The sequence below is a fragment of the Streptomyces sp. BE303 genome, from assembly GCF_036290945.1.
In the GTDB taxonomy this organism is placed as follows: Bacteria; Actinomycetota; Actinomycetes; order Streptomycetales; family Streptomycetaceae; genus Kitasatospora.
On the sequence record NZ_JAQYWZ010000207.1, the window covers coordinates 1 to 15,725 of the forward strand.

General features: G+C 76.3%; 14 protein-coding genes. 6 read left to right on the top strand and 8 right to left on the bottom strand.

The window, feature by feature from the left end:
- The 3 genes from PUR56_RS01180 to PUR56_RS01190 form a co-directional block, all read left to right on the top strand.
- The coding region (locus tag PUR56_RS01180) for a heavy metal translocating P-type ATPase (protein WP_329947468.1) at positions 1-1,408 on the top strand (1,408 nt) is incomplete at its 5' end.
- A 365-nt stretch (positions 1,409-1,773) separates the two neighbouring features.
- Positions 1,774-3,675 carry an amino acid transporter gene (locus tag PUR56_RS01185; protein ID WP_329947496.1) on the top strand — a complete coding sequence of 634 codons (1,902 nt, stop codon included), beginning with the start codon at positions 1,774-1,776 and terminating at the stop codon, positions 3,673-3,675.
- Between the two features lie 160 nt (positions 3,676-3,835).
- Positions 3,836-5,143, top strand: a complete 1,308-nt coding sequence (locus PUR56_RS01190; protein WP_329947469.1) for a M64 family metallopeptidase — start codon at positions 3,836-3,838, stop codon at positions 5,141-5,143.
- Positions 5,144-5,279: 136 nt separating this feature from the next.
- On the opposite strand, the gene PUR56_RS01195 is transcribed toward PUR56_RS01190, so the two are convergent.
- Entirely contained in the window at positions 5,280-6,113 is an 834-nt protein-coding gene (locus tag PUR56_RS01195) for a GNAT family N-acetyltransferase (protein WP_329876827.1), read from the bottom strand.
- Between the two features lie 110 nt (positions 6,114-6,223).
- Complete coding sequence (locus PUR56_RS01200; RefSeq protein WP_329947470.1) at positions 6,224-7,057, bottom strand: helix-turn-helix transcriptional regulator; 834 nt, start codon at positions 7,055-7,057, stop codon at positions 6,224-6,226.
- 216 nt (positions 7,058-7,273) lie between these two features.
- On the opposite strand from PUR56_RS01200, the gene PUR56_RS01205 reads away from it, so the two are divergent.
- Both PUR56_RS01205 and PUR56_RS01210 read left to right on the top strand, forming a co-directional pair.
- Positions 7,274-8,338 carry an MBL fold metallo-hydrolase gene (locus tag PUR56_RS01205; RefSeq protein WP_329947471.1) on the top strand — a complete coding sequence of 355 codons (1,065 nt, stop codon included), beginning with the start codon at positions 7,274-7,276 and terminating at the stop codon, positions 8,336-8,338.
- A 69-nt stretch (positions 8,339-8,407) separates the two neighbouring features.
- Entirely contained in the window at positions 8,408-8,881 is a 474-nt protein-coding gene (locus PUR56_RS01210; protein WP_329947472.1) for an SgcJ/EcaC family oxidoreductase, read from the top strand.
- Between the two features lie 111 nt (positions 8,882-8,992).
- Here the strand turns inward: PUR56_RS01210 and PUR56_RS01215 are convergent, their stop codons facing one another.
- The gene (locus tag PUR56_RS01215) at positions 8,993-9,721 is read right to left on the bottom strand and encodes a transglycosylase family protein (RefSeq protein WP_329947473.1); all 729 of its coding nucleotides are present in this window, start codon (positions 9,719-9,721) and stop codon (positions 8,993-8,995) included.
- A gap of 458 nt (positions 9,722-10,179) precedes the next feature.
- A complete protein-coding gene (locus PUR56_RS01220) occupies positions 10,180-10,614 on the bottom strand; it encodes a DUF5997 family protein (protein ID WP_329876817.1) in 435 nt (144 codons plus the stop codon).
- Positions 10,615-10,672: 58 nt separating this feature from the next.
- Between PUR56_RS01220 and PUR56_RS01225 the strand changes: the two genes are divergently transcribed.
- Positions 10,673-11,506 carry a LysR family substrate-binding domain-containing protein gene (locus tag PUR56_RS01225; protein ID WP_443034419.1) on the top strand — a complete coding sequence of 278 codons (834 nt, stop codon included), beginning with the start codon at positions 10,673-10,675 and terminating at the stop codon, positions 11,504-11,506.
- 138 nt (positions 11,507-11,644) lie between these two features.
- On the opposite strand, the gene PUR56_RS01230 is transcribed toward PUR56_RS01225, so the two are convergent.
- The 4 genes from PUR56_RS01230 to PUR56_RS01245 form a co-directional block, all read right to left on the bottom strand.
- Complete coding sequence (locus PUR56_RS01230; protein ID WP_329947474.1) at positions 11,645-12,544, bottom strand: TIGR03943 family putative permease subunit; 900 nt, start codon at positions 12,542-12,544, stop codon at positions 11,645-11,647.
- A gap of 345 nt (positions 12,545-12,889) precedes the next feature.
- A complete protein-coding gene (locus tag PUR56_RS01235) occupies positions 12,890-13,900 on the bottom strand; it encodes a permease (protein WP_380362040.1) in 1,011 nt (336 codons plus the stop codon).
- Positions 13,901-14,150: 250 nt separating this feature from the next.
- The gene (locus PUR56_RS01240) at positions 14,151-15,179 is read right to left on the bottom strand and encodes a DUF1648 domain-containing protein (RefSeq protein WP_329947476.1); all 1,029 of its coding nucleotides are present in this window, start codon (positions 15,177-15,179) and stop codon (positions 14,151-14,153) included.
- Positions 15,176-15,523: a GntR family transcriptional regulator gene (locus PUR56_RS01245; RefSeq protein WP_329947477.1), complete on the bottom strand. Its 348-nt coding sequence runs from the start codon at positions 15,521-15,523 to the stop codon at positions 15,176-15,178. Before PUR56_RS01245 ends, PUR56_RS01240 begins: the two co-directional genes overlap by 4 nt.
- Positions 15,524-15,725: the final 202 nt, after the last annotated feature.

Genomic DNA, 15,725 nt, shown 5'->3' on the forward strand with positions numbered 1-15,725 from the left:
GGTGGTGGTCGAGGGCGCCTCCGCCGTGGACGCCTCGATGCTGACCGGCGAGTCGGTTCCGGTCGAGGTCGCGGTCGGCGACGCCGTCACCGGCGCCACCGTCAACGCGGGCGGCCGGCTGGTGGTCGAGGCCACCCGGGTGGGCGCCGACACCCAGCTCTCCCGGATGGCCCGGCTGGTCGAGGACGCCCAGAACGGCAAGGCCGCCGCCCAGCGGCTCGCCGACCGGATCTCCGCCGTCTTCGTCCCGATCGTGATCGTCCTGGCCCTGGCCACCTTCGGCTACTGGCTCGGCACCGGCGAGGGCTGGACCGCGGCCTTCACCGCCGCGGTCGCCGTGCTGATCATCGCCTGCCCGTGCGCCCTCGGCCTGGCCACCCCGACCGCGCTGATGGTCGGCACCGGACGCGGAGCCCAGCTCGGCATCCTGATCAAGGGCCCTGAGGTGCTCGAATCCACCCGCAGGGTCGACACGATCGTGCTGGACAAGACCGGCACCGTCACCACCGGCCGGATGACCCTGCTCGCCGTCCGCACCGCGGAGGGCGTCACCGAGACCGAGGTCCTGCGGCTGGCCGGTGCGCTGGAGCACGCCTCCGAGCACCCGATCGCCGCCGCCGTCGCCGCGGCCGCCGCCGAGAAGGTGGGCCCGCTGCCCGCCGTCGAAGGGTTCGAGAACATCCCGGGGCTCGGCGTGCAGGGCGTCGTCGACGGCCACGCCGTGGTGGCCGGCCGGGAAGCCCTCCTGGCCGACTGGGCGCAGTACCTTCCGGCGCCGCTCGCCGAGGCCAAGCGCGCCGCCGAGGCGGCCGGCCGGACCGCCGTCGCGGTCGGCTGGGACGGCGCGGCCCGGGCCGTCCTGGAGGTCGCCGACGCGGTGCGGCCGACCAGCGCCGAGGCCGTCGCGCACCTGCGGGCGCTCGGTCTGCGGCCCGTCCTGCTCACCGGGGACAACCGGGCCGTCGCGGAGGCCGTCGCCGCCGAGGTCGGCATCGCCGCCGAGGACGTGATCGCCGAGGTGCTCCCGCAGGACAAGGTGGCCGTCGTCCGGCGGCTCCAGGCCGAGGGACGGGTCGTCGCCATGGTCGGCGACGGGGTCAACGACGCCGCCGCGCTCGCCCGGGCCGACCTCGGCCTCGCCATGGGCACCGGCACCGACGCCGCCATCGAGGCCGCCGACCTGACGCTCGTCCGCGGCGACCTGCGCTCGGCCGCCGACGCGATCCGGCTCTCCCGCCGGACCCTGGCCACCATCAAGGGCAACCTGTTCTGGGCCTTCGGCTACAACGTGGCCGCGCTCCCGCTGGCCGCCGCCGGCCTGCTCAACCCGATGATCGCGGGCGGGGCGATGGCGTTCTCCTCGGTCTTCGTGGTCGGCAACAGCCTGCGCCTGCGCACCTTCCGCTGAGCCGGGTCGCCGCCCGGCCGCCCGCGGCCCCGAACCGTCCGGTTCCGGGGCCGCGGGCGTTCACGACTGGACCGACGAGGGGACTCCGCCGAGGCGTTCCCGGAGGTGACGGGGCCGGTCGCGTAGCCTGCGGCTGGCCGTCGCCCCGGCGGCGCGCGGCTTCGGGACGTGGACGGGAGTGCAGGGTGGCTTCGTCGGGTGCGGTCGGGTCGGGCGAGGGCGAAGGAGGGGGCGAGGGCCGGGCCCGCGGCCGTGGCGAGGCCGGCGGCGCGGGGCGCGCCGCCCGGCGGAGTGCCGGGACGCCGGGGGCGTCGGGGCCACCGGGGGCGTCGGGGGCATCGGCCCGGCAGCGCTGCCGGGCCTGGCTGCTGGAGGGGCTCGCCGACCGGGCCAAGCAGCACCCGGGCCCGCACGCCCAGCTCCCGGTCGAGCAGGGCCGCCCCTGGTGGCGCGTGATGTGCCTGACCGGTCTCGACTACTTCTCCACCCTCGGCTACCAGCCGGGCATCGCGGCCCTCGCGGCCGGTCTGCTCTCCCCGGTGGCGACCGTGGTACTCGTCGCCGTCACCCTCTTCGGCGCGCTGCCGGTCTACCGCAGGGTGGCCCGGGAGAGCCCGCACGGCGAGGGCTCGATCGCGATGCTGGAGCGGCTGCTCTCGTTCTGGCAGGGCAAGCTCTTCGTGCTCGCCCTGCTCGGCTTCGCGGCCACCGACTTCATGATCACCATCACCCTGTCCGCGGCGGACGCCACCGCCCACATGGTCGAGAACCCGCACCTGGCCGACGCCCTCGCCGGTCGGCACGTCCTGGTCACCCTGATCCTGGTCGGCCTGCTCGGCGCCGTCTTCCTGAAGGGCTTCAGCGAGGCGATCGGGGTGGCGGTCGTCCTGGTCGGGATCTACCTCGCGCTCAACGTCGTCGTCGTGGTCACCGGCCTCTACCACGTCGTCGAGTCCCCGACCCTGGTGACGGACTGGACGGAGGCGCTCACCGCCGAGCACGGCAACGCGGTGGCGATGGTCGGCGTCGCTCTGATCACCTTCCCGAAGCTGGCGCTCGGCCTCTCCGGGTTCGAGACCGGCGTCGCCGTGATGCCGCACATCGAGGGCGACCCGGACGACACCGAGGAACGCCCCACCGGCCGGATCCGCGGTGCGCGGAAGCTGCTCACCACCGCGGCGCTGATCATGAGCGTCTTCCTGATCACCACCAGCCTCATCACCACCCTGCTGATCCCGAAGGAGGCGTTCGAGCCCGGCGGGGAGGCCAACGGCCGCGCGCTCGCCTACCTGGCGCACGAGTACCTCGGCAACGCCTTCGGCACCGTCTACGACCTCTCCACCATCGCCATCCTGTGGTTCGCCGGCGCCTCCGCGATGGCGGGCATGCTCAACCTGCTGCCGCGCTACCTGCCCCGGTACGGCATGGCCCCGCACTGGGCCCGCGCCGTCCGCCCGATGGTGATCGTGCTGACCCTGATCGCCTTCCTGGTCACCTGGATCTTCGACGCCAGCGTGGACGCCCAGGGCGGCGCGTACGCGACCGGCGTGCTGGTGCTGATCAGCTCGGCGGCCATCGCCGTCACCATCGCCGCCCACGCCGCCCGCGAGCGGGGCCGGACCGCCTGCTTCGCGGTGATCGCGGCGGTCTTCGTCTACACCACGGCGCTCAACATCGCCGAGCGGCCCGACGGCGTGAAGATCGGAGCCTGCTTCATCGCCGCGATCGTGCTGGTCTCGCTGCTCTCCCGGCTCAAGCGCGCGTTCGAGCTGCGGGTCACCGACGTCGTGCTCGACGAGGCCGCCGAGCGCTTCGTCCGCGACTACACCCACCGGCCGCTGCGGCTGATCGCCAACGAGCCCCACCGCCGGGACCTCGCGGAGTACCAGGAGAAGAAGCGGCAGATCCGGACGGACAACGACATCCCCGCCGAGGACGACCTGGTCTTCGTCGAGGTGACGGTCCGTGACCCGTCCGAGTTCGAGTCGGTGCTGACTGTCCACGGCGAGGTGCTGCACGACCGCTACCGGGTGCTCAGGCTGGAGAGTTCCAGCGTCCCCAACGCGCTGGCCGCGCTGCTGCTCACCGCCCGGGACCGGACCGGGCAGCAGCCGCACATCTACTTCGAGTGGACCGAGGGCAACCCGTTCGCGCAGTTCCTGCGGTTCTTCCTGTTCGGGCAGGGCGAGGTCGCGCCGGTCACCCGCGAGGTGCTGCGCGAGGCCGAGCCCGACCGCTCGCGCCGGCCCCGTGTCCACGTGGGCTGAGACGCACGCGGGCCGGGAACCCGGGCGCCGCCGGGACCCGGGACCCGGCACCCGGTTCGCGAGGGGGGAGGGTGCGAGGGTGCGCGGGCCTTGTGCCGACGGGTTGTCAGGTGCATAGCATGGCGGATCATCGGCCCTCCCCCTCAGAGGAGCAACTCCCGTGCGCAACCGAAGGTTCGGCTCGATCGTCCTGACCGGCGCCCTGGCCCTCGCGGCCCTCGGGGCGGTCCCGGCCGCAAGCTCCGCCGCCGAGCCGGGCAGCGGCCCGCGCCACCGGGTCGAGGTCTTCGGCGAGGACGGCCCCGCCGGCCACGCGACCGTGCCCGGCACCTCCCCGTACCTCGCCGGCGCCCGGCCGGGCATCGCACCCGCCGCCGGGGACGGCGAGGTCACCCCGATCCTCCGCAGCGGCGCGACCGCCGACAAGCTCGACGTGGTCGTCATCGGTGACGGCTACACCGCCGCCGAGCAGGAGAAGTTCCGCGCCGACGCCGTCGCCAAGTGGCAGGAGACGAGCGCCGTCGAGCCGTACGCCGCCTATCGCGGCCTCTTCAACGTCTGGGCCGTCTCCACCGTCTCCACCGACTCCGGCATCACCGGGGACCCGGACCGCGCCACCGTCCGCAACACCGCGCTGGGCTCCTACTTCTGGTGCGAGGACATCGAACGGCTGCTCTGCGTCGACACCGGGGCGGTCGAGAGGTACGCCGCCAAGGCGCCCCGGGCCGACCTCGTCCTCGTCGTCGCCAACACCGCCAAGTACGGCGGCGCGGGCTACAACGTGGCGTCCCCGCTCGGCTACGACGGCATCGCCACCGTCGCCGGGAGCAACGCCAGGTCCGGGCAGATCGCCGTGCACGAGACCGGCCACTCGCTGGGCAAGCTCGCCGACGAGTACTTCTACGAAGGCACCGACACCTACCCGGCCGAGGAGGGGGAGCCGGGCGAGCCCAACATCAGCACCCTGCTCGCCGACCGGCTGGCCCGCGAACACGCCAAGTGGTACCGCTGGCTCGGCCGGACCTCGCCGGACGGCGGCGTCGTCGGCGCGTACGAGGGCGGCGGGTACTACCCCAGGGGGCTCTACCGGCCGACGGAGAACTCGATCATGAGGTCGCTCGGCCGCGAGTTCAACCTGCCGGGCCGCGAGGCGATGATCGCCGGCTTCTACCGGCACGCCGTCCCGCTCACCAGCCCCACTCCCGCCGGCGCCCCGCTCACCAGGGCCGACCGGCTCACCGTCGACCTCCCGGTCACGGGCACCGCGGTCCGGTGGTCCCTGGACGGCCGCGAACTCCGGCAGCTGCGGGGCCGCACCGCCGTCGACCTCGTCACCGTGCCGCTCCCCGGCCCGCGCGGCCGGGTCCACACCCTCACCGCCACCGCCACCGACCCGACGCCCGCCGTCCTGGACCCCGCCCTGCGGGTCCGCCTCACCTCCGCCCTCTCCTGGCCGGTGACCCGCTGACGCCCTGACACGGGAAGACCCGTGCGCCCGTGCGCGGGAAGTCGGCCGGTCCGACTTCCCGCGCACACAGGTACGGACGCACGGGGGACGCGCGCGCGGACGCGCCGACGGGCCCGGGCGGCGTGCGGGCAGCCCGTCAGACTGCCGCGATCACGCACTCGTCGATGGCGGTGACGGTGGTGAAGCCCAGGCGCCCGTAGAGCGAGACGGCGGTCGGGTGGTCGGCCCGGACGTTGAGGCCGATGTGGTCGGTGGTCGGCGACAGCACCTCGCAGAGGCGGGTGGTGCAGGCGGCGGCGAGCCCCCGGCCGCGGAACTCCGGGTGGGTGGTGACGTTGCCGATCACCGCGACCCGGTGGGCGGGGGAGTGGACGTGCACGCCGGCGGCCGCGACGAGCCGGCCGTCGGCGTCCCGGACCCCGACGTAGGGGCCGGTCGTCAACATCCGCTCGTCGAACCAGTTGCCGGGGTAGCCGGCGGCGAAGAGGGCGAGCAGGTCCGCCAGGTCCGGAGCGCCGAGCGGGCCGACCTGCCACGAACCGGCACCGGTGCCCAGGGCGGTGCGGTCGGTGAGCGCCATCCGCAGCATCGCCGTCCGGTGCTCGACGCGGTACCCGGGCGCGAGCGCCTCCGCGCCGCCGCCGGTGAGGTGGGCGAGGAACCGGTCCGGCAGCACCGGGCCCATCGCGCGCAGCAGCTCGGTGAGGTGCCCGTGCCGCTCGGGCCGGGTGAGGCCGAGCAGGGTGGGCAACTCGCCCACTCCGTACAGCAGCGCGACCGGGCCCTCCCCCGTGCCCTCGTCCGAGCCGTCGTCCGAGCCGTCCGCGAGGGTGTACCAGGTGGTGTGCGGCCAGAACGGATCGTCGAGGTCGCCGAGTTCGAAGAGGTGCAGCTCCGGGTCGTGGCGGAACCGGTCGGCGAGCGCCTCGCGGTCGTGCAGGCGGGTCAGCGGGGGCGGCATCGTGGGCATCCGCCGAGCCTACGCGCCCGGCCCCGTGCGCCGCCCGGCCGGGCCGACGGGAGGCCGACGGGACGAGGGGACGCGGGCGAGGGGACGCGGAACGAAGCGGTGTGCGGCCGTCAGGCGGACGACGGGACCGAGCCGACCGGCCCCAGCAGCACCCGCAGCCTCCCGGGCGGCAGACCGGCGGTGCGACCGACGACCCGGGTCAGGTGCGCCTGGTCGGCGAAGCCGAGCTCCTGGGCGAGCACGGCCAGCCGTGTCTCGCCCTCGGTCAGCCGTTCCAGGGCCAGAGTGACCCGCAGCCGGTTGCGGTAGCGGGCGAGGCCCTCGCCGGTGGAGGCCCGGAAGATCCGGCTGAGGTGGTGCGGGGAGCAGCCGACCGCCCGCCCGAGCTGTTCCAGGCCCAGGCCGAGATCGGCCGCCAGCGCGGCGCGCGCGGCGTCCACCACCCGGCGCCGGTCCGCGTCCCGGCCGGGCCGACCGCTCGCCACCCGCGCCGGGGCCAGCGTGGTCAGCACCTCGGCGGCCAACGCGACGGCGCGCTCGGCGAGTTCGAAGGAGTCGGCGCCGTCGCGCGCCCGGGCGGTGAGCAGCCGCTGCGCGAGTGCCGTCCGGGGAGTGGTGAACACCAGCCCCTCCGGCACCTCGGGGTCGCCGCCCAGCAGTGCCGCCACCTGCGGCTCGGACAACACCAGCTCGGTGTAGGCGTCGCCACCGCACGGGTGCGCGAACTGCTGCTCGCTGCCCATCCGCTCGACGTAGACGGTGGCCGGGTCGAGCAGCTGCTCGACGCCGTCGATCCGGCCCCGGAACAGCCCCCGGCGCACCATCACCAGGCCGAACACGGTGGCCGGTCGCAGCTCCGTCCAGCCGTGCGGGGGGTCCTGGCAGCGGACGTCCGCGACGTACAGGTCGTCGCCGTTCAGCAGGCAGGTGCGGTCGACCGGCATGCGCGCACCCTACTCGCGCGGGCGGCGGCTGTCGCCGGTTGCGCGGGCACGGACGGATCGCGCAAGAAACGACAAGCCGCGGGGCGGCTCGCGGCGGGAGCCTTGGTCCTGCCGGCGCCCCGGACGGGGGTCAGGGCGCCGGCCCACCTGCCCCCGCGTGGACCCCGTCCCGTCCCGCGCCACCGGCCCGTCCGACCAGAGCCCCGAGGAGCACCGGTGAACGATCCGTCCGACCACCCCGCCCGCCGTCAGGTCCTGCGCGGCGCCTTCGTCGCCGCCTTCGCCGCCGCCGGCACCGCCGCCCTCTGGTCGCTCGCCGGCCCGCCCGCGTCCGCCGCCGAGCCGTCCGGGGCCGAGCCGTCCGGGGTCGAGTCGTCCGGTGCGGGGCCGTTCGCCGAGGGGACCTCGGCGGTGGCGTCCTCCGCCGGGGGCGGCGCAGCCGCGCGGCGGCTCGGCCGGTACGAGGTGCTGGCCCTGCTGGACGCGCACGGCCCGTTCCCCGGCACCCGGCAGGCCGTCTTCCCGGCCGCCTCCCCGGCCGACTGGGAGCGGGCCCGCGACCTCGACCCGGCGGCCTTCGGCCCGGGCGACACCTGGGAGCTGGACTTCCGCTGCTTCGCCGTCCGCCGGCCCGGAGGCCGGGTCACCCTGGTCGACGCCGGCGTCGGGCCGGTCGGCAGCCCGGCGTCGGCCTGGGCGCCCGTTCCCGGCCGGCTGCCCCGGGTGCTGGCCGCCGCCGGGATCGGGCCGGCGGACGTCGAGGCCGTGGTCCTGACCCACCTGCACGAGGACCACTTCGGCTGGTCGGTCCTGCCCGACGGCGTGCCGGTCTTCCCGAACGCCCGGTACGTGGTGCAGCGCGCCGAGATCGCGGCGCTCGCCCCGACCCGTACGGCGATGACGTACGTCGTGGAGCCGCTGCGCCGGGCCGGACTGCTGCACGAGGCGGACGGTCGGACGGTGCTCGCGGGTGCCGGTGGGCGCGGGTCCGGCGGCGCCGTCACCCTGCTGCCCACGCCCGGGCACACCCCGGGGCACCAGTCGGTGCTGGTCGAAGGCGGTGGCCAGCGGCTGCTGGTCACCGGGGACGTCCTGGTCCACGCGGTGCAGCTGGCCGCCCCGGAGGTCGGCTACGCCTTCGAGGCGGATCCCGCGACGGCCCGCCGCACCCGTGTGCGGCTTCTGGACGACGCCCGCCGTACCGGGGCCGTCCTCGCCACCGCGCACCTCAACCGCCCGTTCGTCCGCCCGCGGGTTGACGGGTGGACCTCCCCTGCCTAATCCCTTCTTCAGGGAAGATAAATCCTTGAAGAAGTAGCTTCTTCTGGGAAGTTTCTATGGGGGGCACCTGTGAACGTCGATCCTGCTGACCGCACCGACCGCACCGAGCTCGCCGAGGTCCGCGCCGTGCTGGAGCGCGCCCGGGACGCATGGGACCGCGCCGACGGTACGGCGTACGGCGAGCTGTTCACCTCCGACGCGACCGACGTCACCTACCTCGGCACCGTCTACCGCGGCGGCGCGGAGATCGGGCGCGCCCACCAGGAGCTCTTCGAGACCTTCCTCAAGGGCACCAGGCTGGCGTTGGAGATCACCGAGGTCCGCTTCTACGGGCCGGACGTCGCCGTGGTGGTCACCGTCGGCGACACCTACAAGGGCCGCCCGGGCCGGCTGGGCAAGGTCGCCACCTACACGCTGGTCCGCGCGTGGACGAGCGGTGAGGCGGTCTGGCGGATCGCCGCCGTCCAGAAGACCGGGCACCGGCGGCTGATGGAGGCCGTCTCCTTCGCCGCCCGTCCGGCCGCCCCGAGGGCCGCGGCCTGACGGCGGCGCGAGCGCTCCGGCGTCCGCAGAGGCGCCGCGCGCCCTTCGGCGGGGGCCGCAACGGGAGCGGCCGGCGTCCCCGGTGAGGGGGCGCCGGCCGGCTGCGGGGCGTCAGAGCGGCAGGACCAGTTGCTGCCCGGGCCGGATCAGGTCGGGGTCGTCGCCGAGTGCGGTGCGGTTCCGCTCGTACAGGGCCGGCCAGCCGCCGGGCAGCCGGAGCAGGCCGGCGATGGTGTCGAGGGTGTCGTCGTCGCGCACCGTCCAGGTGGCGGGACGGTCGGCGGGGGGCGGCGCGGCGGGACCGGAGGCGGCGCCCGTCCCGGCGTCGGTGGAGTCGGCCGGGTCTGCGGCGTCGACGGAGGACGCCGCGCCGGCGGAGGCGGTGGTGTCGGCCGGGGCGGCGTCGGCGGACTCCGACGGGGCGGGGGCGGTCCCGGGTCGGGTGGTGACGGGCGGGCGCTCTCCGGTCCGGCCGGCGCGGGCCCCGCAGACCGGCCACGGGGCGAGGCCGCGCTTCCCGGCGAGGTGGTGGGCCACGGCGATCTGTTCCTCGCGGGTGGCCAGGTCGGCGCGGGGGGCGTAGGCGAGGCCGCCGTTCTCCCGCCAGGTGGGCTGGTCGAACTGGAGGCCGCCGAAGTAGCCGTTGCCGGTGTTGACGTGCCAGTTCCCGCTGCTCTCGCAGGCCGCCACCCGGTCCCAGTCGATCCCGGCCCCCCGGTTCGCACTCGTTCCGCCTCCCGGGCCCGGTGGCGCGGCGTGCGCGGCCGGGGCGGCGAGGACGGCGGCCAGGGTGCAGACGGCGGTGGGGAGCAGGCGGCGCAGCTGCGCGGTGGGGGGCATCGGCGGCTCTCAGGTCCGGGGACAGGGGCGCACGCCGCTGGAGAGCGGCGCGTTCCCACCGACGCACGCCGGGGTCGCCGTGTCGCCGCCGACACGTCGGGCGGGTCACCCGCTCGGCTCCGTGCTGCCACCCGGCCGGCGGTCCGCCCGCCCGCCCCGCTCGGGCCGCCGGGGCCGTTCTCGTCGGTCGGGGTGGTGCGACGGCGTACGGCGGGTCGGCCGTGTGCGACCTGCGGGTGCTCGGGGCCCTCCCGGCGGAGCCGGTTCCGGACGTGCGACGGCCCTCCGGCGCGAACGCCGGAGGGCCGGGGGGACGGCGGGTGCCGAACCGGTGCCGGCCGGCCGGCCGGAGCCGGGCGACCGACGAGGTCGAACGAACGGACAGGGCCGAACGGGCGATGGACTCGAACGAACGGACAGGGCCGAACGAGCGACGGGAAGGAGCGGAGTGCCGCCGGTCAGCGGGCCTGGCCGCGCTGGGCCGCCGCCTCGGCCTTCTGCCGCTGCTTCTCCTCCTTCTCGTGCTTCTCCTTGACCCGCACGGTCTCACGGCGCACCTCGGCCTGGATGGTGCGCTCACGCTGCAGCCAGTCCGGGTTCTCCTCGCGCAGAGCGTCGATCTGCTCCGAGGTGATGGCCTCGGTGACGCCGCCGCGGGCCAGGCCCGCGACCGAGACGCCGAGCCGGTTGGCCACCACGGACCGCGGGTGCGGGCCGTTGCGGCGCAGGTCCTGGAGCCACTGGGGCGGCTCGGACTGGAGGGCGGTGAGCTCCTCGCGGGAGATCACGCCCGACTGGAAGTCGGCAGGGGTGGCGCCGAGGTAGACCCCGAGCTTCTTCGCCGCCGTCGCCGGCTTCATGGTCTGCGTGGTCTTCTGCTTGAGCGATGTCATGGTCACCAGGGTAAGCGAGCGGACGGCACCCCCTGCCACGGTCGGTAGCCTTACCCGGGTGACAGAGATGCAGGTGACACCTTCGTTCCGGCTGGCGTACGTCCCGGGCGTGACGCCCGGCAAGTGGGCGCGCGTCTGGGCGGACCGGCTGCCGGACGTCCCGCTCGGCCTGGTCGCGGTGGAGGCGGCCGAGGCCGAGCCGACGCTCCGGGCCGGGGGAGCGGACGCCGGCCTGGTGAGACTGCCGGTCGACCGGACCGGCCTCAGCGCCATCCCGCTGTACACCGAGGTGACGGTCGTGGTGTTCCCCAAGGACCACTGGCTGGCGGCGGCGGAGGAGGTGGGCCTCGGCGACCTGGCCGACGAGGTGGTCTTCCACCCGCTGGACGACACCCTCGCATGGGACGCGCTGCCCGGGCGGGCGGCCGTCGAGCGGCCCGCGAGCACGGCCGACGCGATCGAGCTGGTGGCGGCCGGGGTGGGCGTGCTGCTCGTCCCGCAGTCGCTGGCCCGGCTGCACCACCGCCGGGACCTCACCTTCCGGCCGGTGCCGGACGCGGCCCAGTCCCAGGTGGCGCTGTCGTGGCCGGAGGAGCAGACCACCGATCTGGTGGAGGAGTTCATCGGGATCGTCCGGGGCCGGACGGTCAACAGCTCGCGCGGCCGGGGCCAGACCGCTCCGGCCGCCGCCGCGCCGGCGAAGCAGTCGCCCGCCGGCGGGAAGTCCGGCGCGGGCAGGTCCGGCGGGGGCAAGGCGGGCGCGGGGCGTACCGGTGCCGGTGCCAGGACGGCCGGGAACCGGGCCGCCGGCGGGCGTCCGCGCGGCTCGGGTTCGGGCTCCGGCGGCAGCTCCGGGGTGGCCCGGCGAGGCCGCCCGAAGCGCAAGGGCTGACGCGCCGGACCGGAGCGTGAGAGGCACACGGGGTCGAACCGCCGTGGCGGGGGCTCCGGGCCGGACCGCCGCGGCCCGGCCCGGAGCCCCGCCACCGACGGCCCACCGCCGGGACCCGCCACGGCGGGCCGTGGTGCCTCAGCTCTCCGAGGAGGGCGGTGTGTCCCGGTACGGCGCCCGCGGCTGCGGGACGCCGTGCTGCTCCCTGGCGTCGAGCCGTGGCGCCGCCGTGGCGGACGCGTCCGGCGTGGGGTGCCAGACGCCGGTCAGCTCGACCCAGCTGTCGGTGGCCGGAGTCGGCCCCTCGGCCTGCACCAGGATCCGCAGCCGCCGGGCGTCCGCGGCGCAGCAACTGGCGACCAGGCGGTTGAGGTACCACTCGCCGGGGGCGGTGCCGGGGGTCACGAACCCGGTCAGCCGGACCGGGCGGTCGGCCAGGCCCTGCCGGGGGTCGCGGCTGCGCGCGATGAACTCGGCCAGCGCCATCGGCGTCGGCACGTTCACCGCCGCCGCCACGGCGGGCTGAGGGTCGGGCAGCGCGACGTAGGCGGCGGCGTCGACGGCGGCGTCGGTGCCCTCGCGCGAGGCGGTGAACGAGCCGAGCGCCGGCGGGGTGAAGCAGAGCAGCAGCACGGCCGGCACGGTGAGCAGCCAGGCCACCCGCGGCCCGTGCTCGTGGCTGTGGCCGTGGGCGTGCTCGTGCCCGGGGTCGTCCCCGCCCCCGGTGCCGTCCCGGCCGGTGTGGTCGTGGCCCGAGGCCGGCCGGTGCCACTGGGCGTTGCCCTCGGCGTCCCGGCGGAACTCCAGGACGGGCTCCCGGCGCCGCTCGGTCAGCCGCACCGCCGTCCCGGCGATGCCCAGCGCGAGCAGGATGACCCCGGTGGCGACCAGCGGGATCCGCAGTTCCTCCTTGACGTACTGGAGGAAGACGTCGCTGCCCACGGTGATCCGCAGCAGGGCGGTGCCGACCAGAGCCAGCAGGAGCGACGGCGCGAGCCCTCGGACGCGGGCGCGCAGCGTTCGGCCGGGGGCGTTCACCGCCGTCCTCCCCGGCCCGGAGCGGGGGAGGCGTGCAGCGGGTCGGGGCCGTGGGCGTGGGGGTGCGGGCGCCGGGCGGTGCGGCCCGGCGGGTCGATGGTGTGCACCTTCGGTACTCCTGTCGCATCTGGCCGACGCGTGGTCGGCGCGTTTCGCCGGGCCGGCGCGCTTCGCCGGCGCGGCCCGGGCGGGCGGTCCCGGTGGAGGATGCGGGTCCGGGCCCGGGGTCTGCGGTCTTCGGCCTGGGGCAGCGGTGAGCGGTTCGGCGTGCGTCGGTCCGTCGTCGGCCCCGGGTGCTCGGGCCCGCCGGAGCGGGCGCGGGCACGGACGAGGGCGTCGGCGGGGTCAGAGCAGGACGGCCCCGGTCAGGACGCTGGCGACGACGGCGACCACGAAGGTCGCGGAGGAGAAGCGCACGGCGAAGGCCCGGCCGAAGGATCCCGACTGGAGGGCGATCAGTTTGAGGTCGACCATCGGGCCGACCACCATGAACGCCAGCCGGGCGGTGGGGGAGAAGCCGGTGAGCGAGGCGGCGACGAAGGCGTCCGCCTCCGAGCAGACGGCCAGGACGACGGCGAGCACGGCGAGCGCCGGGACGCCCAGCCAGGGCGAGTCCGAGAAGGTGCGGAGCACGGACGGCGGGACGAGCACGTTGAACGTGGCGGCTGCCGCCGCACCGACCACGAGGAAGCCGCCGGCGTGCAGGAAGTCGTGCTGGAGGCCGCGCCGGAACTCGTCCAGCGGGTTGCGTCCGGCGCCGCGTTCGGCCGGTCCCTTGGGCAGGCGCAGCCAGTCGGGACGGCCGAAGGCGACCCAGAGCCAGCCCATGACGAGTGCGGTGCCGAGCGAGGCCGCCAGCCGGGCGAGCACCATCTCGGGGGCGTCGGGGAAGGCGATGGCGGTGGAGACCAGGACGACCGGGTTGATGGCGGGCGCGGAGAGCAGGAACGCCAGCGCGGCGGCCGGAGCCACCCCGCGCCGCATCAGGCTCCCGGCCACCGGCACGGACGCGCACTCGCAGCCGGGCAGCACGGCGCCCGCGACCCCGGCGACCGGGACGGCCAGCGCGGGGTTGCGCGGCAGCACCCGGGTGAAGACCCGGGCCGGTACGAAGGCGCCGATCGCCGCCGAGACGACGGTGCCGAGCACCAGGAACGGCAGCCCCTGCACCACGATCGCCACCAGCAGGGTCCGCCAGGCGCGCACGCCGCCGGAGTCCCACGTCCAGGCCAGCACCGGGGCGGTGACCGCCGCGACGACCAGCGCTCCGGTCAGCAGGCCGGAGCCCCGGCGCGGGGGCGAGGTCGCCGCCTGCGGTACCGGGGTCTTCCGGACGCTGCCGAGACTCGTCTCCACCACGGTGACCGCCCCTCAGCCCGCTCGCCGCGGGGTGCGCGGCAAGTCCTGTCTGCTCACCGTCATGTGGCGAGCCCGGAGGCAGAGTAGCGTTGATAATCACTTTCATCTAGGTCTTCACCCGGGGGCCCCGCTCCGGTAGTGTCCCGTTCGCGGAGGGGCTCCTCCGGGAAGCCGGCGGGGCGTCAACCTGCTGTGCCCGGTTGCCGGTTGGGCCGTCGGGACGACGGCTGTCCTGCGGGTGCGCCGGTCAGCCGGCCCGGCGGGCGGCCACGGTGTTCAGCAGCGCGGCGCCCCGCTCGGCGTCGTCCACGCTGACCGCGAACTCGACTCCCCGGTGCGGGCGGACCACCAGGCACTCGCCGCGCCGCAGCATCACCGTCGTGCCCAGGCCGCTCAGCCGGTAGCCCCAGCCGCCCACCTGGGCCGGGGTGCGCCGTTCCATCCGGGCGGCCGCGACGTCGGCCGGCGACCAGTGCCGGGCCGGCCAGCCGAACGGGCCGAACGTCACGTCCAGACCCCGCTCGGTCACCCGGGCCTGCACCGAGGAGCAGCCGGCCGCCGTGACCGCGACGACCGCGCACGGGGCGAAGAGCGCCCACGCCGGGCCGCCCAGCCCGCCGAGCGCGGCCAGCGCGGACCCGGCCGCGCCGAGCCCGGAGGCGGCGGCGAGCAGTCCGAGCCAAGGATTGACCGTCCGGGAGAGCCAGACCGCCCGCTGTCCCGCGGGGAGGTCCAGCCGCGGGCCGTCGGCGGCCGTCGCCGGCCGTGGTCCCCGGCCGCCCCGGTGGGCGAGCCAGGGGCCGAGCAGGCCCGCCGCGACCGCCGCCGCCAGGACCGCCGCCACTTCCGGGCCCAGGGGGCGCGCGTGCTGCCAGTCCGGGCGGTCCAGGTTGGCGTGGACGATCGCGGCCTGTGCGCCGACGAGCAGCACGCCCCCGAAGCCCAGCCCGGCGCCCACCCAGGTCCGCGCGGGCGCTCCGGCCCACCGCCGGGCGACGGCCGCCGCGGCGAGCGCGACCGCCCAGCACGCCGCCGGGAAGGCCGCGGACGCGGTCAGGGACATCGAGCCGTCGGCCGCCCGGCCGTCCCAGTGCGTGGCCAGGGGGTCCGGGAGGCGGCCGTGCGCCACCCACGGGAGGGCGAGCAGCAGCACCGCCACGGTGGCGGCCCAGAGCGCCGCGGCGGCCCGGGAGGCCCGCTTCGCCGTGTCCGTGCTGCCCGTCCCGCCGGTTCCGGCCCCGGCTCCCTGCCTGTCGCCGTTCACGCCGTCGCTCACTTCAGCCCCCTGATCATCTCGACGAGCTCCTCCCTGCTGTAGCCGGCGTTCGCCGCGTCCGCGACCAACCGCCGTGCCGAGTCCAGCAGTTCGGAGCGCCGGTCGGCGCCCCGGGCGACCGTGATGCCGCGACCGCGGCGGAACTCCAGCACGCCCTCGTCCCGCAGCACCCGCAGGGCGCGCAGCACGGTGTTGGCGTTGACCTCCAGGGCCCGCGCCAACTCCCGTGCGGGCGGAAGGCGTTCCCCGGGGGTGCACGCGCCCTCGGCAACGGCGCGGCGGATTGCTCCGGCGACCTGTTCGTGCAGCGGGCGGGAGTCCGCGGCGTCCGGCTTCAGCAGCATGGTGCTAGCGACAGTAGCACCATCGTGGAACGGGGCGGTGGGGCCCCGGGCCCCACCGGACGGCCCCCCGCCCCGCCGCGGACGGCCCCCGGATCGGCTCGCGGGCGGCCCGCGGTCCGCCCGCGGACGGACCACGACGGGGCGGGGACCGGCCCGGAAGTCGCCGACGGGCCGCTGCCGACGTACGTTCGAAGTGTCCGCA